This window comes from Streptomyces regalis, assembly GCF_001509475.1.
Lineage (GTDB): Bacteria > Actinomycetota > Actinomycetes > Streptomycetales > Streptomycetaceae > Streptomyces > Streptomyces regalis.
This window is the reverse complement of sequence record NZ_LLZG01000265.1, coordinates 45324-68003: the sequence shown is the minus strand read 5'-3', so window position 1 is coordinate 68003 and position 22680 is coordinate 45324. Positions and strand designations below refer to the sequence as shown.

General features: G+C 70.8%; 14 protein-coding genes. 1 reads left to right on the top strand and 13 read right to left on the bottom strand.

Features of this window, described 5'->3' with window-relative positions:
* Positions 1-57 precede the first annotated feature (57 nt).
* The gene (locus tag ADL12_RS25445; protein WP_062705507.1) at positions 58-2106 is read left to right on the top strand and encodes a hypothetical protein; all 2049 of its coding nucleotides are present in this window, start codon (positions 58-60) and stop codon (positions 2104-2106) included.
* Here ADL12_RS25445 and ADL12_RS25440 read toward each other — a convergent pair.
* From ADL12_RS25440 to ADL12_RS25380, 13 genes are all read right to left on the bottom strand, one after another.
* Positions 2075-3301: a glycosyltransferase family 2 protein gene (locus ADL12_RS25440; RefSeq protein WP_062705506.1), complete on the bottom strand. Its 1227-nt coding sequence runs from the start codon at positions 3299-3301 to the stop codon at positions 2075-2077. The genes ADL12_RS25445 and ADL12_RS25440 overlap by 32 nt on opposite strands.
* 223 nt (positions 3302-3524) lie before the next feature.
* Positions 3525-5630 carry a hypothetical protein gene (locus ADL12_RS25435; RefSeq protein WP_062705505.1) on the bottom strand — a complete coding sequence of 702 codons (2106 nt, stop codon included), beginning with the start codon at positions 5628-5630 and terminating at the stop codon, positions 3525-3527.
* A gap of 147 nt (positions 5631-5777) precedes the next feature.
* Positions 5778-7277 carry a bifunctional cytidylyltransferase/SDR family oxidoreductase gene (locus tag ADL12_RS25430; protein ID WP_062705504.1) on the bottom strand — a complete coding sequence of 500 codons (1500 nt, stop codon included), beginning with the start codon at positions 7275-7277 and terminating at the stop codon, positions 5778-5780.
* Between the two features lie 181 nt (positions 7278-7458).
* Positions 7459-8667 carry a hypothetical protein gene (locus tag ADL12_RS25425; protein WP_062705503.1) on the bottom strand — a complete coding sequence of 403 codons (1209 nt, stop codon included), beginning with the start codon at positions 8665-8667 and terminating at the stop codon, positions 7459-7461.
* A gap of 129 nt (positions 8668-8796) precedes the next feature.
* Positions 8797-10356 (bottom strand): alkaline phosphatase D family protein, encoded by a 1560-nt coding sequence (locus tag ADL12_RS25420; RefSeq protein WP_062705501.1) that lies wholly within the window; start codon positions 10354-10356, stop codon positions 8797-8799.
* A gap of 178 nt (positions 10357-10534) precedes the next feature.
* The gene (locus ADL12_RS25415) at positions 10535-12016 is read right to left on the bottom strand and encodes an FG-GAP-like repeat-containing protein (RefSeq protein WP_062705499.1); all 1482 of its coding nucleotides are present in this window, start codon (positions 12014-12016) and stop codon (positions 10535-10537) included.
* A 132-nt stretch (positions 12017-12148) separates the two neighbouring features.
* On the bottom strand, positions 12149-13627 hold the full coding sequence (locus tag ADL12_RS25410) for an FG-GAP and VCBS repeat-containing protein (RefSeq protein WP_062705497.1): 1479 nt from the start codon (positions 13625-13627) through the stop codon (positions 12149-12151).
* A 220-nt stretch (positions 13628-13847) separates the two neighbouring features.
* Positions 13848-15293, bottom strand: a complete 1446-nt coding sequence (obgE, locus tag ADL12_RS25405; RefSeq protein WP_062705495.1) for a GTPase ObgE — start codon at positions 15291-15293, stop codon at positions 13848-13850.
* Positions 15294-15410: 117 nt separating this feature from the next.
* Positions 15411-15665: a 50S ribosomal protein L27 gene (gene rpmA / locus ADL12_RS25400; protein ID WP_030961848.1), complete on the bottom strand. Its 255-nt coding sequence runs from the start codon at positions 15663-15665 to the stop codon at positions 15411-15413.
* A gap of 14 nt (positions 15666-15679) precedes the next feature.
* Positions 15680-16000, bottom strand: a complete 321-nt coding sequence (gene rplU / locus ADL12_RS25395; protein WP_007381993.1) for a 50S ribosomal protein L21 — start codon at positions 15998-16000, stop codon at positions 15680-15682.
* A gap of 257 nt (positions 16001-16257) precedes the next feature.
* The gene (locus ADL12_RS25390; RefSeq protein ID WP_062705493.1) at positions 16258-20409 is read right to left on the bottom strand and encodes an Rne/Rng family ribonuclease; all 4152 of its coding nucleotides are present in this window, start codon (positions 20407-20409) and stop codon (positions 16258-16260) included.
* 262 nt (positions 20410-20671) lie between these two features.
* Positions 20672-21454 carry a TIGR03936 family radical SAM-associated protein gene (locus ADL12_RS25385; RefSeq protein WP_062705491.1) on the bottom strand — a complete coding sequence of 261 codons (783 nt, stop codon included), beginning with the start codon at positions 21452-21454 and terminating at the stop codon, positions 20672-20674.
* A 48-nt stretch (positions 21455-21502) separates the two neighbouring features.
* Positions 21503-22615 carry a hypothetical protein gene (locus tag ADL12_RS25380; RefSeq protein WP_062705489.1) on the bottom strand — a complete coding sequence of 371 codons (1113 nt, stop codon included), beginning with the start codon at positions 22613-22615 and terminating at the stop codon, positions 21503-21505.
* Positions 22616-22680 lie beyond the last annotated feature (65 nt).

Below are 22680 nucleotides of genomic sequence, written 5' to 3'. Positions count from 1 at the left end.
TCGGTACGCGTTAACCCGGGCGCACCACGTCCCACCCCGACCTTGGAGTGACCGCAGTTGCCCACACCCCTGTCCCGCCTCCCGGTGAGAGCGCTCGTCACGGCTCTCCTGGCCGCCGCCTTCTGCGCCCAGGCCGTGGCGGCGCTGCGCCCGCACGTCCCGCTGCTGCTCGCCGCGACAGTCACGTCCCTGGTCGTCGAGGGTGTGCTGCTGCGCTGGCAGCGCGGCATGCTGTCGCTGTTCGCCAAGTCGCACGCGGACATCACCGTGCGGCATGTGCTGCGGGACCTGCTGCTGGTCGTGGCCCTGCTGCGGCTCGGTGAGCAGCACCGGGAGACGCTGTACGCCCCGCTGGTCGCGGGCCTCCTCGCCTTCTACGCCCTGCACTGCGCGATCCAGGCGGTCTCGGTGCTGGTCCGCCGCACCCGCACCCTGCCGGTGGTCACCCGCAACATCGACGCCTCCGCACTGCGCCTGTCCCCCGCCCCGCCCCTTCTGCTGCGCCGCCCCGGCCCCCGCCTGCTGGTCTTCGGCCTCCCGGCCACGGCGGGCCTGCTGACCACGGCGGCCCTCGACGACCCTCGCTGCGCGGCCGTCGGCATCGCGCTGTCCCTCGGGCTCGCCCTGCTGGGCCTGCACGACCTTCTCGTACGGCTGCTGCCGAGCCGTCGCCCGGCGGGCGAGCGGGAGGCGCTTCAGTGGCTGGACGCCTGGCTGGCCGAGTACCGGCCGACGGTCGGCCTGTACTTCTCCGGCGGCGCGTCCTCGGCGTACCAGGCGAACATGTGGCTGGAGCCGCTCGCGCAGCTGGACGGCCGTCCGCTGATCGTGCTGCGGGAGCGGTTCATGGTGCAGAAGATCGCGCCGACCGACGTGCCGGTCCTCTGCCTGCCGAAGGTCTCCACGCTGATGCGCCTGGAGGAGTCCTCACTCCAGGTCCTCATCCACCCCTCCAACTCCGGCAAGACCTCCCAGGTCCTGCGCATCCCCACGCTGAAGCACACCTTCGTCAACCACGGGGAGAGCGACAAGCTGTCGTCCTGCAACCCGTACGCGAAGGCCTACGACGAGGTGTGGGTGGCGGGTCCCGCGGCGCGCGAGCGGTATGCGTATGCCGAGGTCGGCGTCGAGGACAAGGACGTCGTGGAGATCGGCCGCCCGCAGCTGGACGCCGTACAGCCGTACGCGGGCCCGCCGGCCGGAGCGTGTACGACCGTCCTGTACGCCCCGACCTGGGAGGGCTGGGACGGCAACCCCGGCAACACCTCGGTGGTCGAGGCCGGCGAGAACCTCGTACGGGCGCTGCTCGCGGACCCCGGCGTACGGCTGCTGTACAAGCCGCATCCGCTGACGGGGTCGGTGGATCCGCGCGCGGGGGCCGCCGATCTGCGCATCCGGGAGCTGATCAGGGCGGCGAACCGGGAGCGGGCGGGCGAGCGGCCCCGCGACACCGGTGAACTCGCCCTGCGCGCCCAGGAGTTGGACCGTCTCACCACGACCGTCGTCCGGGCGAGTGCCGATCAGGTCGAGCGGATGATGCTCCAGGCGGCGCCGGAGCCGGGGCGGGCGGAGGCGGTGGCACGGGCCACGGCCGCCTGGGAGGAGGCGTACTGGGCGTCGCTGCCGGAGGGGGAGCACCAGGTCGTCACGGACGTCCGGCCCGCGCTGTACGCCTGCTTCAACCGGGCCGATCTGCTCATCAGCGATGTGTCGAGCGTGATCAGCGACTTCCTGGCGAGCGGGAAGCCGTACGCCGTGGCGAACACCAGCGGCCTCGCGGAGGACGTGTTCCGCAAGGCCTTCCCGACCGTGCGCGCGGCGACCGTACTGACGCCGGACGCGGCCGGGGTGCCGGAGCTGCTGGACGCGGTCCGGCACCCGGAGAAGGACGAACTGGCCGCGGCGCGCGAGGAGTTGAAGCAGCACCTGCTGGGGCCGGCCGAGCCCACGTCACAGGTGCGCTTCAACGAGGCCGTACAGGCGCTGTGTTCGGCCGCGCAGGAGCACCGGGCGCGGATGGAGGAGCGGCTGGCGGCGGAGCTCCCGGCCGAGATCCCCGATCAGCGCCGCTCCCTCACGCGGGGGCAGCCCGCCCGCCCGGCGTAGCCTCGCGCGAGGCCCGCAGCATCCGCCGCGCCTTGCGCACCGCCCGCCGCAGGAACGAGTCCGTGCCGCCCTCCCGGTAGCCGGGGAAGGCGCGGGCCTCGCGCGGTTCGGCGAGGTACACGGAGTCGGGTATCCCGGCCGCCGCGTCCCGGAAGTGCGGGTAGGCGAGGTAGACACGGCGGCCCTTCTTCTCCAGGAGGGCCGCCGGCTGCTTCTTGGCCTTGATGAACTCCACGACGGGCAGCAGGAGTTCGGGGCGCTGCTCGGCGACCAGGTGCAGCCGCAGTCGCTCCCCGACCTTGAGGCGGCGGGCGATGTCCGGCGTCCAGTGCGCGTCCATCAAGGGCCCCGCCAGTTCGAGCTTGTGCTGCCTGACCTTCTCGCTGTCCTTGGCGTACTTGGGCCCGAACTGCGGCAGCAGGGTGATGAGGAAGGGGCGGACCATGAGCAGATCGCGCCGGTCGCCCGCGGGGACGTGCTCGGCTATCAGGTTCATCAGGGCGCGCGCGGAGTCGAAGCGCAGGGCGTAACCGCCGCTCTTCGTCACGTGCTTGCCGTCGTCGCGGCCCACCAGGTAGTAGCAGGTGTAGTCGGCGACCACGGAGACGCCGTCCGCCCGCAGATAGGCCTCCATCGTGAACAGCGCGTCCTCGCCGGTCCACAGGGACTCGTCGAAGCGCATGTTGTGCCGGGTCAGCAGTTCGCGGCGGAAAAGTTTCTGCGCGCTCAGCGTGAACTTGATGTTGGAGGAGAAGACGTCGGTCCGGTCCAGCGTCTTGCCCCACATCGACTTCGGTGCGGTGCGGTTGACGCCCTCGACCCGGCCGAGGACGACGTCCGTGGCGTTCTTGTCGCCCATCGCGACCATGCGTTCCAGGGCCTCGGGGCCCAGCCGGTCGTCGGCGTCCAGGAAGAAGACGTAACGCCCGGTCGCCTTGCCCAGACCGACGTTGCGCGGGCCGCTGGGGCCCCCGGAGTTCTCCTGCCGGATCACGGTCACCGGCATCGGCACGCGGGCCGCGAACTCCTCCAGGCACTCCCCCGTGCCGTCCGTCGAACCGTCGTCCACCGCGATGACCTCGATGCGCCCCGGGTCGATGGTCTGTGCCTCGACGGACGCCAAGCACTCGACCAGGTACGGCATCGCTTCGTACGCCCCGATGATCACAGTCACATCAGGCTGCGTGACGGTCACGTTTCCCCCTTGTCAACGGGATATTTCCCCCGTATCGCCTCATTCGCTACTTGGTAGACGGCTGGGTCTTGCAAGCGGTTGCCTCACGCCCATGTTTTGGTGACCCGGATCACATCGCGGAACTGACATGGGGTCACGCTATTCGGGAAACGTAAGAGGCCCACGAGAAACGGCGCGGCCCCCGAGGAGTTCTCCTCGGGGGCCGCGCCGTTGGTGGTGCAGGTCAGGCGGTCACATCGTCCCCGGCCGCCGCCACGCGCTGCGCGGGTACGGTCGCCGGCTCGGCCTCGGCGGCTCCGGCCGCCAGCCGTGACTCCTGGCCGACGTTGCGCGTCTCGGCCTTGATCGCGAGGTTCGCCACGGCGGTGTTGAACTGCTCGATGGACGTCGGCTCGTCCGGGCCGAGCAGGTACCGCTTGAGGTCCTTTCGGTCCTCGGCCAGCGAATCCGACGCGGGGTCGCGTACGGCGGCCAGCAGGCCGCCCAGCTCGGCCGCGCTGTTGGACAGGATCGTCGCGGCGCGCACCGCCGTGTTCTGCCGCTTGAACTCCTCCACGCCCAGCTCGGCGGAGTCCGTGACGGCGTACGGCTTGCCGCTGGCGATGAAGTCGGAGACCACGCTGGAGATGTCGGAGACCATCGCGTCGGAGACGTTGAAGCAGTCGTACAGGCGCGGCTCGGCGCCCGAGATGACGCGGTGCTCGTGGCTGCCGAAGGAGCGCCAGTACGCGGTGTTCCACTCGGCGCGCAGCCGGGCGATCTCCTCGTGCCTGGCGACGTCCACCAGGCCGTCGCGGGTGGCCTCGGCCTCGTCGCCCTTGCCGTTGCCGCCCTTGCCGTTGCCCTTGCCGGACAGCTCGGCCAGGCGGGCCTCGATGCGGGCGAGCTCGGCCTTGGCGGCGGCCTGCGCGGCGGCGTCGACCTGGAAGCGCGAGTCGGTGGCGCGCTCGGCGCCGGCCCGCTCGACCAGCGCGACGATCCGCTGGTGGGCGGCCTTGGCCTCGGCGCTGACGGTGCCGGTGAAGGGGTGCGGCTTGTACAGGACGCGGACCGGCGGGTCGGCCTGCACCAGCTTCTTCACGATGTTCTCGCCGGCCAGCACGATCGAGGTGTTGCCGGGGTTTCCGTCCCAGCCCTCCCACGTCGGCGCGTAGAGGACCGTCGGGCAGCGTCCATCAGCGGCTCCGCCGCGGGTGCCCTCGGGGACGCCGTTCCAGCCCTGGATCGGCGCCAGCTGCGGGCGGCCGACCTCGACGATGTCGTCGTCGCGGACACCGACGTCGGCGATGGCGTAGCGGTCGCGGCCGGCGCGCCCGGCGGTCCACACCTCGTCGTAGACCTTGCTGTACGGGTTGACGCTGGCCAGCTTGTCGCTGTCGCCGTGGCCGATGAAGACGTGCTTCATGGTGGGGACGCGCAGCAGGTGGATGTTCTTGCCGACGTTGGCCGCGTACAGCGCGACGCGCACGTTCGACAGGTCCAGGTTCATCAGGTGCACGCCTCCGGGCACGCAGATGACGGGGACCGTGGTCGGCGCCAGGTTGTTCAGGATGACCCGCTCGCGCAGGATGATCAGCGGCTTGGAGTCCAGCTGCTCCATGGTCTCCAGCCACATGTTGACCTGGTAGGCGGAGTCCTTGGAGCCGGAGAAGTACAGCACCGTCTCGGGCCGGTACTCGGCCAGCCAGTCGTCGACGGCGGCCAGGACGGCGTCGGCCTTCGGCGGGATCTTCCTTCCGCGGACGTACGGCACGAGCGCGACGACGTACGAGGTGCCCAGGCCGATGGTGAAGCCGATGCCGAGGAAGCCGAACCCGGCCGACTCCGTGGCCGCCGAGGCCAGGATGCCGGCGACGGCCGCGAGGTCGATGTGCAGCATCTTCTCCGCCGAGCGGTGCAGCAGCTTGCGCGGCGGGGCGTCCGGGATACGGATGCGCGAGGCGAGGTCGACGTTGCGGGTGGCGACCGGCATACGGCGGCGGTTGCGGATCAGGGTGACCAGCGCGCCGTGCGGGGCCTGAAGGCCGTAGAAGGCGATGAAGCAGGCGATCGCGCCGTAGTAGATCAGGTCGTCCGCGAAACCGAGCCGGGCCAGCAGCAGGATCAGCAGCAGTTGTCTGATCAGGAAGCGGATCGACAGACCGGCCCGGACCTTGCTCAGGCGGTTGACCAGATAGCTGCTCTTGCGGTGCAGATAGTGGTCCGCCAGGTACGTCACGGCGGCCGCGGCCGCGAAGGCGGGAACGCTCGGGACGAGCGCGGCCAGCATGAGCGCCGGGAAACCCAGGATCATGAGGGCCGCCGCGGCCAGCTCGGCCGCGCTGCCCACCCGGGCGACGCGAATAGCGGTGGATATCACGGAGAACCTGCTCAGGGAGAGGGGCCGGTCTGAGGGGCTAAGGACTCAGGCCCCTGTGAATTCTTCGTGAACGAAGAATCGCAGAGGCCTGAATTCCATAAGGCTATTGACTGTTGATTATGCCACGCCGTCCTGGCGGTCCAGAACACTGGCCAGCGCCTGCTCGAAGCCGGACGCCTTTCCGGCGGGCGCCGTCGGGTCCTGCTGGCGGACGTCGATGACATGGCCGGTCAGCTCGGACAGCAGCACGTCGAGCGAGGTGCGGGCCACGGCCTCGGAGGAGAGCAGGCTGCCCGCGGGCTCCTGCCCGAAGGCCTTGGTGCGCATCGGGGTCGCGGTGCGCTCCGGGTTGATGCAGTTGACGCGGATGCCGTCGCCGGCCCACTCGTCGGACAGGGCCTGGGTGAGGTTCACCATGGCGGCCTTGGTCGAGGAGTAGAGGCTGTACTCGGCGCGACCGCGGGTGTAGCTGCTGGAGGTGTACAGCAGCAACTGGCCCTTGGTCTCGGACAGGTACTTGTACGAGGAGCGCGCGATCTGCACCGGGGCGAGGTAGTTGACCTTCAGCGCCTCCTCGATGGTGGCGTTGTCGGTCTCGGCGAGCTTGCCGATGCGCAGCACACCGGCGGTGTTGACGACGTAGTCGATGCGCCCGGTCTCGGCGTACGCCTTGGACAGCGCGTCGTCGACCTCCTCCGGGTTCTCCACGTGGGTGCCGGTGGTGGAGCGGCCGAGCGCGTACACCTTGGAGCCGTAGGACTCGGCGAGTTCGGCGATGTCCTTGCCGATGCCGTAGGAGCCGCCGAAGACGACGATGGTCTTGCCGGTGAGCAGCTGGCGGTAGGCCTCCTCGCTGACCTGCTCGGGGGCGGCGGTGGAGGCCAGCTGGAAGAGCTTGTCGGCGATGAAGACGTCGACGGGCTGGGTGACCTTCATGTTGTACTCGTCACCCGCGACGACGTGGATCGGCACGTCCGGCAGGTATTTGAGCACGACGGAGCAGTCGTCCGTGGCCTGGAAGTTGGGGTCACCGGCGGCGACCTCGTAGGCCCGCTTGATCGTGGACAGCTTGAACGCCTGCGGCGTCTGGCCGCGGCGCAGCCGGGAGCGGTCCGGGATCTCGGTGATGAACTCGCCGTCCTCACCGTGCGTGCGGGTCACGATGATGGTGTCCGCGGACGGGATGGCGACGTCGACGGCCTGGAAGCGCTCCAGCGCCACCACGCAGTCGTCGATCACGCGCTGTGACAGCAGGGGGCGGACGGCGTCGTGGAAGAGGACGTTGAGGTCCTCGCCCTCGGCCAGGCCCTCGCCGAGGGCGTCGATGGCGCGCTCGGTCGTCTCGTTCCGGGTCGAGCCGCCCTCGATGATCTTCTTGACCTTCGTGAACCCGGCCTTGGCGACGATCTTTTCGATGTCGGGGACGTAGCCCGGGGCCATCAGCACGATGATGTCGTCGATCGAGTCGGCCTTCTCGAAGGTGGTCAGCGTGTGCTCGATGACTGCCTTGCCGGCGATCTTCAGCAGCTGCTTGGGGATCGACAGACCCACCCGCTGACCGGTGCCACCGGCCAGGATCACTGCGGTGGTACGGGGCTTGGCTATGTGCTGGGACACAGGTGACCTACCTTGTGGCGACTGGGAACTTCGAAATGGTCCCACTTGGGGTTACCGCAGTGCAAGGTGAGCGCCCCCGCCTGCATATGTGCGCGCAACCTGTCATTCACCTTGCACGCATGGTCATTGTCGGGCACCCCTCCGGACGTCCTGGGGAATTGCTGTGAGTAACCGCACAGGTTCACCGAAGCCGTAGCCGCTTGAGGCAGCGATGGCCGAGTACCCGCACAAGCTCCGTCGACGACGTCTGGTGGACAGTACGCGACTTGGCGGCCGCGGTGTGCCGTACGGGCGCGGCGGCCGCGGCGGCGAGGGCTCCGTACAGCGCCTGAGCCGCGACCTCGGGGGCGATGCGCGGCTCCATGTCGGTTCGGGTCGCGGGCTTCTGCACGGCGGACAGCTGCACGGCGGACAAAAGGCGCATGTCGCCGAGGATCCGCACCCCCGTTCTCCCGATACTCTCCGCCATCTCCGCACCGATCCCGGCGGCGGCCTCGACGGCCCACTGCGGAGTGCAGATCTTCACGTCACCGGGACCGGGAGTGCACGTGTTCTTCATATGCATCACGGCGCCGTTCCGAACGAGCTGTGAATAGAGCTCCTCGGGCAGTTCATTGGCACGGAATTCCTTATTAAGATTCCGCAGCATTTCGGTCTCGGCCAGGGTGAGCGAACGATTCGCCGCGTCCGGAACGGGCCGCAGAAGATGCGCCGGCAGTCCGAGCAGCGCCTCGAAGGTGCGCATCAGGCCCTCCCGGTCCCGGTCGTCGACCACGACGACGGTGACCCGCTCCGGGCCGACCACGCGGGCCCAGCGCTCGACCAGCCGGTCATGCCGGTGCCGATGCCAGAAGCTGGGGTTGGGCCTGTCGTACGGCGGCTTCCTGAGCATGTGCTCCAGCCAGTCCTCGTAGCCCATGCGCAGGCCGTTCTGCACGTACTGCTGCCACTGCGAGGGCATGATCCGCGCCAGCGGGCGCAGCGTGACCAGGATGTGCACACGGTCGCCGCCGAGCTGCTCGACAATCCGTGCCACGGTGTCGTCGTCGGGCGCGTCGGCGAAGAACTCGCTGCTGATCACCGAGGTGCGCCGGCCGGTGGCGCGCACCTGCTCCAGCAGCCGTCCCCAGTGCCGCTCGGTGGGCGGGGTGTCCCCCATCATTCCGGTGCGGGCGCAGGCGGCGAGGACCGCTTCCATGGGGTGCCGGGTGGTGGCCGGCCACTCGACGCCGTGCCGGGCCATCTCGTCCTTCGCCGCGAACAGCGCGCCCTGGATCGCGGTGGTGCCCGTCTTGTGCGGGCCGATGTGCAGCAGGCGGGTCCCGGTGGGCAGCGGGGTGATCATGCTGCCGTTGGCCGGGAGTTCGTCTCTCGTACAGTCCGTCTCCATGGTCAGAGGACAGTAAGAGCACTTCCTGAGACTGTGCTGAGAGTGACCTGGGACACGGATGAGTCCCAGGTCCCACTCCCAGCGTTACGGGAGTTGCGGCAGTTGCAGGAGTTGCCGGAGTGACAGGAGTTACACGACCTCGACGCCCGGCCGCCCCGCCTCGACCCGCAGCTGCGCCAGCGTGCTGGGGGTGGCCGTCTGCTGGCGCACCGTGTCCACGATCCTCACCTGCGCGTCGATGCCGTCGCGGCGGATGTCGAAGAGGTGGTAGCCGCGGTGGGCGTCGAGCAGCTTCCAGTGCGGGTTGTCCGGCAGGCGCGGGTCCCACTCCCGGTGGAAGGCGGCCTGGTCCTGGTCGCCGTTGGCGGAGATGGACGTCCCCACGAACTCGGCGCCGACGACGTCGGAGTCCGGGTCGGCGTAGTCCTCCTTGAGGTCGCTGATCATCGTGAGGTGGCGGTCGCCGGTGAAGACGACCGGGTTGCGGACCTGCTTCAGCTCCTGCATCAGGGCGTTGCGTTCGGCCTGGTAGCCGTCCCAGGCGTCGTAGTACCAGAGCTTGCCCTCGCCGACCTGGAGATCGGTCTCGGCCATCATGATCTGCGAGCCGATCAGGTTCCAGCGGGCCGGCGAGTGGTGCAGTCCGTCGAGCAGCCACTGCTTCTGCTCGGCGCCGAGCATGGTGAGCGAGGGGTCCTGGGCGCCTTCCTGGCTGGTGGCCTGGTCGCTGCGGTACTGCCGGGTGTCCAGCACACTGAGCCGGGCCAGGCGGCCGAACTCCAGGCGGCGGTACATCTGGATGTGCGGGCCGTTCGGGATGGCGCTCGCCCGGACCGGCATGTGCTCGTAGAAGGCCTGGTAGGCCGCGGTGAGGCGGGCCACGAAGGCGTCGTGCGGCTGCTTGCCCGGGTCCTGCGGTATCTCGCCGGCGAAGTCGTTGTCGACCTCGTGGTCGTCGAAGGTGACCACCCAGGGCGCGTTCGCGTGCATCGCGGCGAGGTCCGGGTCGGTGCGGTACTGGGCGTACCGGTTGCGGTACTGGACCAGGGTGTACGGCTCGTCGGTGCCCTCGTGCTTGCGCAGGGCCGTTGCCGACGGCCTGGACTCGTAGATGTAGTCGCCGACGAACAGGACGAAGTCGGGGGCCTGGGCCAGCATGTCGGCGTACGGCGTGAAGTAGCCGTGCTGCCAGTTCTGGCAGGAGGCCAGCGCCATGCGCAGATGGCCGCCGGAGCTGTACGGGTGGGGCGCGGTGCGGGTGCGGCCGATGGGCGAGAGCCGGCCGCCGGCACGGAAGCGGTACCAGTACGTACGGCCCGGGCGCAGCTTCCGTACATCTACGTGCACGCTGTGCCCCAGCTCGGGCCGGGCCTGGGCGACGCCGCGGCGCACCGGCTTTCTGAACCGCTCGTCCTCCGAGATCTCCCACTCGACCGAGACGGTGGCGTCGGGCATCCCGCCGCCGTTCAGCGGGTCCGGGGCGAGCCTCGTCCACAGCACGATGCCGTCGGGCAGCGGGTCACCGGAGGCCACGCCGAGGCTGAACACGCCGTCGGGCAGCGGCGTTTCGGCGGCCCGGGCGGCGGTCGGCAGCCACAGCTGGGCGGAGGCCGCGGCGCCGAGCACGGCGGCTCCGGCGGTCAGAAAGCGACGTCGGTCGGGCGATACGGATCCGATAACACCGGTCATCGACGAACTCCCCTGTCTCGCGGGCCTCTTGGACACTTCGGATGCTCACGCTTCTGGGCGGACCACCCGTTGAACGGCATACTTCGCGTGCATGACAAACAGGGAGACAACAGAAAACCCGTTGCGGCACGGGAACGTGCCCTTGCCACAACGGGTCTGATGTCTGATCAGTAACTGATCAGTAGTTGAAGCTCGACCCGAGCTTCGCGTTCGCGGCGACCGTGCCGAGGGTCCCGGCGCCGAACGTGAAGGAGCCGGTCGCGGTGACCCCGGACGACGTGGACTTGAACACCCACACCGACCCGGCGTTCGTGTTCTCCCCCGGTGCACCGACGACGAGTTCGGCGCGGCCGTCGTGGTTGGCGTCGACGAGGTGGGTGGCGGCGCCGAAGACGTCGTAGCTCTCCGCTGCGCCCGGCACGCCGATGGTGTCCTGGTTGAACCCGGTGGCGCCGGTGCCGGTCAGACCGGCGGCGCTGCCGCGCAGGACGACGACGCCGCCTGCGTTGGTCAGCCCGTTGAAGTCCTCGAAGGGCACGCCGGCCGCGACGTCTTCGTAGCCGTCGCCGTTGACGTCCGCGACGGACACGTCCGCGCCGAAGCGGTCGTACTGCTCGGCGGCGCCCGGAACACCGGCACTGTCCTGGTTCACGTACATCGCCTCGGTACCCACCGGCCCGTTCGCGGAGCCCGGCACGAAGGCGACCCGGCCGCCCTTGGGGATCGGGGTCGACACGTCGCTGTCGGCGCCGTCGTAGCGGCCGACCACGATGTCGTCGTAGCCGTCCCCGTTCACGTCGCCGAGGTCGAGGGACTCGCCGCCCTGTACTCGCCAACCCCTGCTGTCGAGGAGCACGGTCTTCTCCCCGAGCCCGTCCGGCGTGCCCTGCCAGTAGGTGATGCGGCGGGCGTCGCCCTCGTCGCCGTCGTGCATGGTTCCGACGACGTCGTCGATGCCGTCGCCGTTCACGTCACCGGTTGCCAGGTCGAGGAAGCGGGGGTCGGAGTCGTCACGGACGGTCTGTTCCCCGCCGTTCGTGGCACCGTCCCGCCCGAAGGGGCCCTTGACGACCCGCAGTCGGGTGAGGCTCTCCACGACGACCAGGTCCGTCGCCCCGTCGCCGTTCACGTCACCGACCGTGAGCTCGCCGCGGGCGCTGAGCCGGTCGTAGGTGTGGTGCCCGTACGCCAGCGGCGCCCCGCCCGACAGCCCGTTCGCGCCACCCCAGACGACCTGCACGAGTCCGGTCTCGGCGCCCCCTTCGACCGAGTCCTCGCCGGTGACGCCGACGATCAGGTCCGCGTACCCGTCCTGGTCGAGATCGGCGCTGCTCACCGCGCTGCCGAACAGGTCGCCGCTCTCGGCGGAGTCGGTGACGCCGGTCGTGTTCTGGCTGATGACCTGCTTGGACGAGGTCTGGAGCCCGTTCGCCGACCCGTACAGCACGGCGACGTACCCGGCCTTGGTCTTACCGTCGACGGTCGCCTCGGGCGCCGCGATCGCGACGTCCGAGTAGCCGTCGCCGTTGAAGTCGTCCTGGAGCTTCATGGTGACCGACGGGGTCTCCCCGGCCGCCTGGGCGGCGGGCAGGGCGGCGACCCCGGTCACCGCAAGGACGACGGCGAGGCCCGTACGCCACGTTGTCCTGCGCCTGTTCATGGTGGTCTCCTGTCGTTTCGTGGGGGGATGTCCGTGGGGGGATGTCAGTCGGCCAGTGCGGCCCCGAAGTTGGCGTCGGTCGCGGGCAGGCCCATGGTGGTCGCGCCGGACGAGAAGGAGCCGCTCGCGGTGTCAGTGCGGGAACTCGGCCCCCAGTCGGGCACCGTCCGGGGTCGTGCCGAGGGCCTTGGCACCGAAGGCGAGCGATCCCGTGGCGGTGACCCCAAAGGCGGTGGAGCGGAACGCCCACACCGAGCCGGCGTTCGTGTTCTCGCCGGGGGCGCCGACGACGAGGTCGGCACGCCCGTCGCCGTCGGCGTCGAGCAGGGTGACGGCCTCGCTGAAGTAGTCACGGCGCTCGGCGGTGCCGGGGACACCGGTCGTGTTCTGGCTGAACACCTTCGAACCGGCGCCGGTCGGGCCGGACGCCCCGCCCGGGATCACGGCGACCGTGCCCGCGTCGTCCACTCCGGCGAAGTCCTCGTAGGGGTTGCCGGCCACGATGTCGGCGTAGCCGTCGCCGTTCACGTCGCCCACCTCGACGGACGCGCCGAAGAGGTCGCCCGCCTCGCCGACGCCCGGTACACCGGGAGTGTCCTGGTGGATCATGCGCGGATCCCCGGACGGCAGGCCCTGCGCGGTGCCCAGGACGACGCCGATCCGGGAGCCGTACTGGCTCGGGTCGCTCGGCTCCTCGTTGCTGTTGGCCGGGCGGGGCCGACCGAAGACGAGGTCGTCACGGCCGTCGCCGTTCACGTCGCCGAGTTCGATGTCCTCGCCGCCCTCGATCTTGTGGCCCTGGCCGTCCCGCAGCACGGTGAGCGGTTCGAAGCCGTTCCGCGTGGCGTGGAGGTAGTTGAGGCTGTGGCCCGAGCTCTGGTCGCCCGGCTCCCAGTCGGCCGGCATGGTCAGCGAGACGAGATCGGTGAGGCCGTCACCGTCGACGTCCCCGGCCGCCATGTCCAGCAGCGAGTCGTCGTATGCGTGGACGGAGCCGGCCTGGGTCCGGGCGGGCAGGCCCTCCCGGGTGAAGGGGCCGAACCGCACGCCCCCGGGCAGGGCGAGGTCGGTGTGGCCGTCGCCGTCGTAGTCGCCCGGAATGCTGTAGTGGGAGGCGAAGGCGCGCTCCGGTTGCAGGATCGTTCCGCCGGTCAGGCCCGCGGCGGAACCCCACAGCACGGTCTGACTGCCCGTACGCGTCTGGCCGCCCCAGGTCCATTCCTCGCCGGTCGCGGGCACCACCAGGTCGGTGTAGCCGTCGCCGTCCAGGTCGCCGGTGATGAGCGGGCCGCCGAAGCGGTCGTCCGCCTCGGGCGTACCGGGAATCCCCGATGACGCCTGCGTGATGACCTTCTTGCTCGCGAGGTCCAGCCCGTGCGCCGAGCCGTACACGACGGCGGCGTAACCGGCCGCCTTCTTCCCGCCGACCGTGGCGAACGGGGAGCCCGTGGCGAGATCGTCGTAGCCGTCGCCGTTGAAGTCCTGCCGCACACCCGCCGCCGCGCCCGACTGCGGCTGCTCCTGCTCCTGCTCCTGCTCCTGGGCCTGGGCCTGGGCCGCGGGCAGAGCACCGCAGACGGCGGAGAGCAGGGCGACCGCGATCGCCCCCACGCTCGACTTCGCTCGAGCGAGGGGACCCCCATCGGCGCGCCGTGTTCTGTGCGAGGCAGGCAAGGGCACGTCTACTCCGGTTGTCGCACGGGCAGTTGACGGCGGAGAGGCCCAAGATCCCCGTCCGCACCGCCCAGTACGACTCACCGGGTCGACGGTAGGTTGCCCTGCCGTACGCCCCGGCTTTCCCCGCCGTTAACGCGCCTTCGCGAAGGACGCTCTAGAACGGCTCGAAGTCGTCGAACTCCTGCTCCGCGTCGTCCCGTTCGGCCTGCTTGTCCCGCCTGCGCTGCGCGGCGGGCCGCGGCGCCTCGAACCGGTGGTCCTCACCCCGGCGACCCAGCATCTCCGCCCCCGCCACCAGCGTCGGCTCCCAGTCGAAGACGACGGCGTTCTCCTCGGGCCCGATGGCGACGCCATCACCGGAGCGGGCCCCCGCCTTCATCAGCTCCTCCTCGACCCCGAGCCGGTTGAGCCGGTCGGCGAGGTAGCCGACCGCCTCGTCGTTGCTGAAGTCGGTCTGCCGCACCCAGCGCTCGGGCTTCTCGCCGCGCACCCGGAACAGCAGCTCGCCGCCGGCCTCCTCGCGCGTCACGGTGAAGCCCGCGTCGTCGACGGCCTTGGGCCGGATCACGATCCGCGTCGCCTCTTCCTTCGGCTTCGCGGCCCGCGCCTTGCCGACCAGGTCGGCCAGCGCGAACGACAGCTCCTTCAGCCCGATGTGCGCGACGGCGGACGCCTCGAAGACCCGGTACCCACGGGCCTGAAGATCCGGCCGCACCATCTCGGCGAGGTCCTTGCCGTCCGGTACGTCGATCTTGTTCAGGACGACGATCCGCGGCCGGTTGTCCAGCCCGCCGTACTCCCGCAGCTCCGCCTCGATGATGTCCAGGTCGGAGACGGGGTCGCGGTCGGACTCCAGCGTCGCGGTGTCCAGGACGTGCACGAGCACACTGCACCGCTCGACGTGCCGCAGGAACTCCAGGCCCAGGCCCTTGCCCTGGCTGGCGCCCGGGATGAGCCCCGGGACGTCGGCGATGGTGTACACGGTCGAACCGGCGGTCACCACACCGAGGTTGGGCACGAGGGTCGTGAAGGGGTAGTCCGCGATCTTCGGCTTGGCGGCGCTCAGCACGGAGATCAGCGAGGACTTGCCGGCGCTCGGGTACCCGACCAGCGCCACGTCGGCGACCGTCTTGAGCTCCAGGACGATGTCCTGCAGATCCCCCGGCTCACCGAGCAACGCGAACCCCGGCGCCTTGCGCCGCGCCGACGCCAGCGCGGCGTTGCCGAGCCCGCCCCGGCCGCCCTGCGCGGCGACGTACGACGTGCCGTGCCCGACCAGGTCGGCGAGGACATTGCCGGCCTTGTCGAGGACGACGGTGCCGTCCGGCACGGGAAGGACCAGGTCCTGCCCGTCCTTCCCCGACCGGTTGCCGCCCTCGCCCGGCTTGCCGTTGGTGGCCTTGCGGTGCGGGGAGTGGTGGTAGTCGAGCAGCGTGGTGACCGACTGGTCGACGGTGAGGATCACGTCCCCACCGCGCCCGCCGTTGCCGCCGTCGGGCCCGCCGAGCGGCTTGAACTTCTCACGGTGGACGGAGGCACAGCCGTGGCCTCCGTTACCCGCGGCGACATGCAGTTCGACGCGGTCCACGAAGGTGGTCATGGTGAGGTGCCTCCAGCACAGATAAAGGTTCGTACGGCTTTGTCTTCTACGTAACACGCGAAAGGCGGACCCGCCTTCCCACCTGGGAAGTGAGGTCCGCCTCGCGAAAGTGTCCGATCAGGCGACCGGAACGATGTTCACGACCTTGCGGCCACGGTGGGTGCCGAACTGCACCGCACCGGCGTTCAGCGCGAACAGCGTGTCGTCGCCGCCACGGCCGACGCCCGCACCGGGGTGGAAGTGGGTGCCGCGCTGACGGACCAGGATCTCGCCCGCGTTGACGACCTGACCGCCGAAGCGCTTCACGCCGAGGCGCTGAGCGTTGGAGTCGCGACCGTTACGGGTGGACGATGCGCCCTTCTTGTGTGCCATCTCTCCTCAGTCCCTTACTTCGCAGCCGCGGGGATCTCAGTGACCTTGATCGCCGTGTACTGCTGGCGGTGGCCCTGACGACGGCGGTAGCCGGTCTTGTTCTTGTAGCGAAGGATGTCGATCTTCACACCCTTGTGGTGGTCCACAACCTCGGCCTGGACCTTGATGCCGGCCAGCACCCACGGGTCACTGGTCACAGCGTCGCCGTCGACAACGAGCAGGGTCGAGAGCTCGACCGTGTCGCCAACCTTGGCAGTGGAAATCTTGTCAACCTCAACGATGTCGCCGACAGCAACCTTGTGCTGGCGACCACCGCTGCGCACGATGGCGTACACGCGGATCTCACTCTCTCGCTCGGAAACGGCACCCCCGAAGTCCAGCCACCACGCACGCGGGCGGCCTCTCCAGAGCACCCTGCGCTCCGGAGGAAGAGGTTTACGGGGATGTGGCGTGCCTATATCCACGGACACGCCGACGGTCAAGGTTACGGGGCCGCAGCCAAGGGGGTCAAACCGGGCCGGGCTCCAACGGAGTGCGGCCGGTCACAGGGACCGGCCGCACCGCGCATCACTTGTCGTGCATCAGTCGTGCATCACTCGTCGGTGGCGGCCGAGACCGTGGTCTTCTTCGCCGTCGACTTGGCCGCGGCCGTCTTGGCGGTCTTCGCCGCCTTCTTGGCCGTCGTCTTCTTGGCGACCGTCTTCTTGGCCGCGGTCTTCTTGGTGGCGGCCTTCTTCGCCGTGGCCTTCTTGGCCGTCTTACGGGCCGTCTTCTTGGCCGGAGCCGTCTCCTCGACGCCCTCCACGGCGGCCGGGGCCTCCGCAGCCTCCGCCGCGGGGACGACCACGACGGCCGTCTCCTCGGGCGCGGTCGGCGCGGTGGCCTTGCGCACGGCACGACGCCGCGGACGGGCCGGAGCAGCGGTCGGTGCGGCCGCCTCGGCGGGAGCCTTCTCGGCCTGCTCCGCCGGAGCAGCGGCCGGGGCCTCGGCCTCCGGCTCGGGCGCCGGGGACGCGGCCTCGCTGACCGTGACCACGGCGGCCTCGGCCCCCGCGGGCGACCCGGCGGGCGCGGACACCTTGCGGGTCGCACGACGACGCGTACGTCCCTTGGGCGCGGCCTCCTCGGCGACCGGTGCGGTGGCCGGGGCCTCCGCGGCCGGGGCCTCGACGACCACGTCCTCCACGGCCACGGGCTCGGCCTTCGCCTCGGCGGCAGGCTCCGGCTGCACCGGACGCGCCACCTCCTCGGCGACGGTCACGTCCTGAGCCGTGGGAACCGCCTCGGGCTTCCGGGGCGTACCCGCCGGAGCAGACACGCGCCGACCGCCACGGCGCCGCGAACGACCGCCACGCCCGGCCGCGGCCTCCGCCTCGGCGATGCTGCTGTACAGCTCCTCGTCCGGCGCGAAGGCCGGCTCGGGCAGCGCCGCGGGCTCGGCGATCTCGGCAGCGACCTCGATCTCGGTCTCCGCCTCCTCCTCGGCCGTCTCGACCGGCTCGAGGGCGACGGCCGCCTCGTGGACGTGCTCGGGACCGGCACCGGCACGCGCGCGCTTCTTGCGCTTGCCGCCGCCACCGACGGCCGTCGGCTGCTCCATGTGCACGATGACACCGCGCCCGTTGCAGTGGACGCAGGTCTCCGAGAAGGACTCCAGCAGGCCCTGGCCGACCCGCTTGCGGGTCATCTGGACCAGGCCCAGCGAGGTCACTTCCGCCACCTGGTGCTTCGTACGGTCCCGGCCCAGGCACTCGAGCAGGCGCCGCAGCACCAGGTCCCGGTTGGACTCGAGGACCATGTCGATGAAGTCGATGACGATGATGCCGCCGAGGTCGCGCAGCCGCAGCTGGCGGACGATCTCCTCGGCCGCCTCCAGGTTGTTCCTGGTGACGGTCTCCTCGAGGTTGCCGCCCTGACCGGTGAACTTTCCGGTGTTGACGTCGACGACGACCATCGCCTCGGTCCGGTCGATCACCAGCGAACCGCCGCTGGGCAGCCAGACCTTGCGGTCCAGCGCCTTGGCGAGCTGCTCGTCGATCCGGTACGTGGCGAAGACGTCGACTTCGGAGGTCCACTTCTGGAGCCGGTCGGCCAGGTCGGGCGCGACGTGCGAGACGTATCCGTGGATGGTTTCCCACCCCTCGTCACCGCTGACGACGACCTTGGAGAAGTCCTCGTTGAAGATGTCCCGGACGACCCGGACGGTCATGTCCGGCTCGCCGTACAGCAGCGTCGGCGCGTTGCCGTTCTTGGCCTTCTTCTGGATTTCCTCCCACTGCGCCTGCAGCCGCTCGACGTCGCGGCGCAGCTCGTCCTCGCTCGCGCCCTCGGCGGCGGTGCGCACGATGACGCCCGCGTCCTCGGGGACGATCTTCTTGAGGATGGTCTTCAGCCGGGCCCGCTCGGTGTCGGGCAGCTTGCGGCTGATGCCGGTCATGGAGCCTTCGGGGACGTACACGAGGTAGCGGCCCGGGAGGGAGACCTGGCTGGTCAGACGCGCGCCCTTGTGTCCGATCGGGTCCTTGGTGACCTGGACGAGGACGGACTGGCCGGACTTGAGGGCGGACTCGATGCGGCGCGGCCCGTTGGCCATGCCGAGCGCCTCGAAGTTGACCTCACCGGCGTAGAGCACCGCGTTGCGGCCCTTGCCGATGTCGATGAAGGCGGCCTCCATCGACGGCAGCACGTTCTGGACCTTGCCCAGGTAGACGTTGCCGACGTACGAGGTCGACTGCTCCTTGTTGACGTAGTGCTCGACGAGCACGTTGTCCTCGAGGACGCCGATCTGCGTGCGGTCGCCGTGCTGGCGGACGACCATCACGCGCTCGACGGCCTCGCGGCGGGCGAGGAACTCGGCCTCGGTGATGATCGGAACGCGACGGCGGCCCTGCTCACGGCCTTCCCGGCGGCGCTGCTTCTTGGCCTCCAGACGCGTGGAGCCCTTGATGGACTGCACCTCGTCGGACGGCTCGGCACCCTTTTCCCGCAGGGGACGGGGCTCGCGGACCTTGACGACGGTGCGCTCGGGGTCGCCCTCGCCGGGCTCGGCGTCGACACCGGAGTCACCGGCGCGACGACGACGGCGACGGCGACGCCTGCTGCTGGCGCTGGAACCGGCGCCCTCTTCGGCGCCCTCGTCCTCGGCGTCCTCTTCCTCCTGCTCGGCGGTGTCCTCGGCGTCCTGCGCGGCCTGCGCTGCGGCGAGCTCCTCGCCGTCACCGCCCTCGGCCTCCGCGGCCTCACCACGACGACGACGCCGGCCACCACGCCGACGACGCCGACGTGACCCGGTCTCCTCGAACTCTTCAGCCTCTTCGGCTTCTTCGCTCTCGACGACGTCCTCGGCGGCCTCTTCGGTTTCCTCGGTCTCGTCCTCGGCAGCGGCCTCGACGCCCTGGGCCTCGACCTCCTCGCCGAACGCGCCGCCCCGGCGGCGGCGACGACGCCGAGACGCGGGCGCCTGCTCCTCCGGGAACTCCTCGACGTCCTCGGTCTCCGCCTCGGCGGCGGCCTCGGCGGCGGCCCGCTGGGGCGTCTGGAACTGCGGCTCGGTGAACACGGGCGCCTGGAACACGGCTACGGCGGGCCGCGCCGGGCGCGGGGCCTCGGGTGCCTCGGCGGCGGGGGCCTGAGCGGGCGCGGCGAACCCGGCGGCGGCCCGCCGGACGGCACGACGACGACGGCGGGGGGTGACTTCCTCGTCGGCCTCGGCCTCGGGTGCCTCGGCGGGCGCTCCGACACCGGTGACCGCGGCGGTCTCCGCCTCGATACCGGGGGTCACGGGAGTCTCCGCCGTCACCGGCGTCTCGGCCGGAGCCTCGGCAACTACGGCCTCGGACGCCTCGGCGGGCGCGGACCCACGCCGCGTGGCGCGACGCCGGGCCCGACGCGGGGCGGCAGCCTCGGCCGCCTCGTCGGAGTCGGCAGCCGCAACAGGCGCAGCAGCCTCGACAGGCTCCTCCGCCTCGGCGGAGACGTCGGCGCTCACCGCAGCCTCAGCGGCCGGGGCACCGGCAGGCGCGGAAACCCGACGCGTGGCACGCCGACGCGTACGACGCGGCGCTGTCTCCTCGCTCACCTCGGCGGTCTCAGCCGCAGGCGCTTCAGCACCGGCAGGCACCTCGGCGGCGGCAGGGCTCTCGGCGGCGGAGACCACGGTCTCGGCAACCGTCTCGGCGTCCTCCGCCTTCTCCGGAGCACCGGCAGGCGCCGACACACGGCGCACGGCGCGCCGACGCGTACGCGCGGCAGGCGCGGCCTCCTCGGTCACCTCGGCGCTCTCAGCCGCAGGCGCTTCGGCGACGGCCGGGCTCTCCTCGGCGACGGACGCCGCGGCAGCCACCGGCACGACGGTCTCGGCCGCTTCGACAGCGGCGGGCGCCCCGGCGGGCGCGGACGCACGACGCACCGCGCGCCGACGCGTACGACCGGCGGGCGCGGCCTGCACCGTCTCTTCGATCTCTTCAGACACTTCGGTCTCTTCGGCTGCTGCAGCCTCGGGAGTCACCTCGGCCTCGGCCTCGATGCTCTCCTCTGCCTTCTCGGCCTCGTCACCCAGTGCCGCGACATCGGCGGTCTCGGCGACCGGTATGGCCGGCTCGACCGCCTCTGCGGGCTGTGCCTCGGCGGCAGCCGAAGGCGGCCCCGCCGGGCGCGACGCGGCGCGACGCCTACGGCGCGGCGGCAGGGTGTCGCTGGGGGTGGTCAGTTCGGAACCCTCGGTGGGTTCGGTCGGTTCGAGCATGCGGGCGTTTCTCCCGTCAGGCTCCCGGGCGCCGCACCTGGTCCGGCGATATGCCGGTGACGTCCGCGGCTCGCGCGATGCGCGACTGCCGCCGTCCGGGGCGCGGGCGCCGCACGGGAGCTCTCTGTGTCCTGTCTCACCGGTTCCGTACACCGAATGCGTACGGCCTGGCGAAAGTCTTCTGGTCGGTGCGCTGCCCGACCCAGGTGGCTCCCGAGTACGAGGGCGGCGCTTCGACGTCCGTCCCTACGCGGAACCTTCCTTACGCCGGCGCCGTCGCGGCGGCAGCGGTCTCGGCCTCGGTTGGGGCCGTCGCTGCCTCGCGGTCGGGCGCGAGCGGGTCGGTCACCGTGCCGGTCTCTTCATCGAACAGCCCCTGCGCCAGCCTGGTCACCGCTGCGGGGACCGGCGGCGCCAGGTCGGCCACGGCGCGGAGACCGGACAGGACGTCGTCGGGTCGTACGGCAGGCGTCACGTGCCGAACAACCAGCCGCAGTATCGCACAGGGCTGGTCGGTCGGCCTATCAGCTGCCGAACTGTGTGTTTCTGTTCCGTCGGTGCTTTCCAAGTGGACGACCGCCGGGCGGGCGTCGAAGGTGCGCACGCCGTTCTTGGTCATGCGCTGGACCTCGACGGTCCCGGCGGCGTTGAAGGCCGCGACCGCGCGCTCGGCGTCGGCCGGGTCCACGCCGTCGAGCCGCAGCTCCCAGACGGACGCCGTGAGCCGGTCGGCGAGCCCGGAGATCCGGGCCTCGACCGCCTCGGTGACGTCGAGCCCGGCGGGCAGCGACTCGTCGAGGAGCACTCTCAGCTGCTCCGGATCGCGCGCCTCGGTGAGCGCGATCTCCAGATATTCCGCCTCACTGCCCGTGCCGGTGGGTGCGGCATTGGCGTACGACACCTTCGGATGCGGCGTGAACCCTGCCGAGTACGCCATCGGCACCTCGGCACGGCGCAGCGCACGCTCGAAGGCGCGCTGGAAGTCACGGTGGCTGGTGAACCGGAGGCGGCCGCGCTTGGTGTAGCGCAGTCGGATGCGCTGCACCGCGGGTGCGGGCGGCGGGCCTTCGGGCTGTCGCTTGCCCAGTGTCGTTCAGTCCTTCGTGAGAGCGGTCGTACTGCTACCAAGAGTACGTGTCTCACGGCCCGGAGGTTCCCGCCGGGCCACCGCCTCCCGCTGCTTCGGCTCCCCGAACAGCATCCGCCGGAAGTCGGCCCGCGCCTGCCGTACGGACTCTCGGGTGGCGGTGAGCGCCTGCCGGGTGGCGCGCCCCACACTGCGGGCGGCCTCGGCGACGGGCCGCAGCACGGCGTCCCGGACGACGTGCCCGACCGGCGTGAGCACCGTCCGGTACACCCAGCGCACCGGCTCCACGAAGATCCACCGGAAGAGGTTCGCGAGGAACCGTCCGACGGCGAACGAGATCCGCCCTGCGATCCGCCACGCGTGCCCGAGCGCGTCCCATATCTCCCTGCCGATGACGGCGAGCACCCGTCCGACGGGCGTGAGCACCCACCGGTACAGGCCCACTGCGGGCAGCACGAACAGCACGCGCGCGGTCCAGTACAGCGCGACACCGATCCCGGTGACGACCGTGCTCACGACCCACACCAGGCCCCGGGCACACCAGGCGATGGCCCGCCCCACCGGCGCGAGGATCCACTCGTACACCCACACGGCAGGGACGACGAGGAGGTACCGCACCAGCCACGCCACCACGCCGAACACGCCGAGCCCGATCGCGGCCAGTACCGTTCCGAGCCCCCTGAGGACCCACATCACCGCATGCCCGACCGGCGTGAGCACGCGCGCGTAGAGCCACGCCAACCCGGCCCCGATCCCTCGCGCCAGCCACGCGCACGCGTGCCCCACTGGAGTCAGCACGTATCGGTACAGCCACACCGCAGGTACGACGACGAGCACATTCCCGAGCCAGGCGAGCCCCTTCGCGACGGGCACTACGACGTATCGCCACAAGGCCACGAACGGCCAGACGAACACCGCCCGTCCGAGCCACAGCAACGCCCGCCCCAGCGGCCGGAGTACCGCGTCGTTCAGGAAGCGCCCACCGACGACGAGCGCGTCCCACGCCATCCGCACCGGCACGACCAGCACGAGCACGACGATCCGCACCGGGATACGGATCGCGACGACCAAGCACCCTTCGGGGTCCTGGCGCTGCGGTGGCGGTTTTTCGAGGTCCATGTCGTCGTAGACGCCGGAACGGCCCGGGCGGATGCAGGTGTCAGGGGTGGAGATCGCACTCTTGT

Coding starts and splice junctions, on each gene's coding strand:
- ADL12_RS25390 (WP_062705493.1), bottom strand. CDS start 20,409: ATGCTCGAACCGACCGAACCCACCGAGGGTTCCGAACTGACCACCCCC.
- obgE (WP_062705495.1), bottom strand. CDS start 15,293: ATGACCACCTTCGTGGACCGCGTCGAACTGCATGTCGCCGCGGGTAAC.
- rpmA (WP_030961848.1), bottom strand. CDS start 15,665: ATGGCACACAAGAAGGGCGCATCGTCCACCCGTAACGGTCGCGACTCC.
- ADL12_RS25425 (WP_062705503.1), bottom strand. CDS start 8,667: ATGGAGACGGACTGTACGAGAGACGAACTCCCGGCCAACGGCAGCATG.
- ADL12_RS25380 (WP_062705489.1), bottom strand. CDS start 22,615: ATGGACCTCGAAAAACCGCCACCGCAGCGCCAGGACCCCGAAGGGTGC.
- ADL12_RS25415 (WP_062705499.1), bottom strand. CDS start 12,016: ATGAACAGGCGCAGGACAACGTGGCGTACGGGCCTCGCCGTCGTCCTT.
- ADL12_RS25420 (WP_062705501.1), bottom strand. CDS start 10,356: ATGACCGGTGTTATCGGATCCGTATCGCCCGACCGACGTCGCTTTCTG.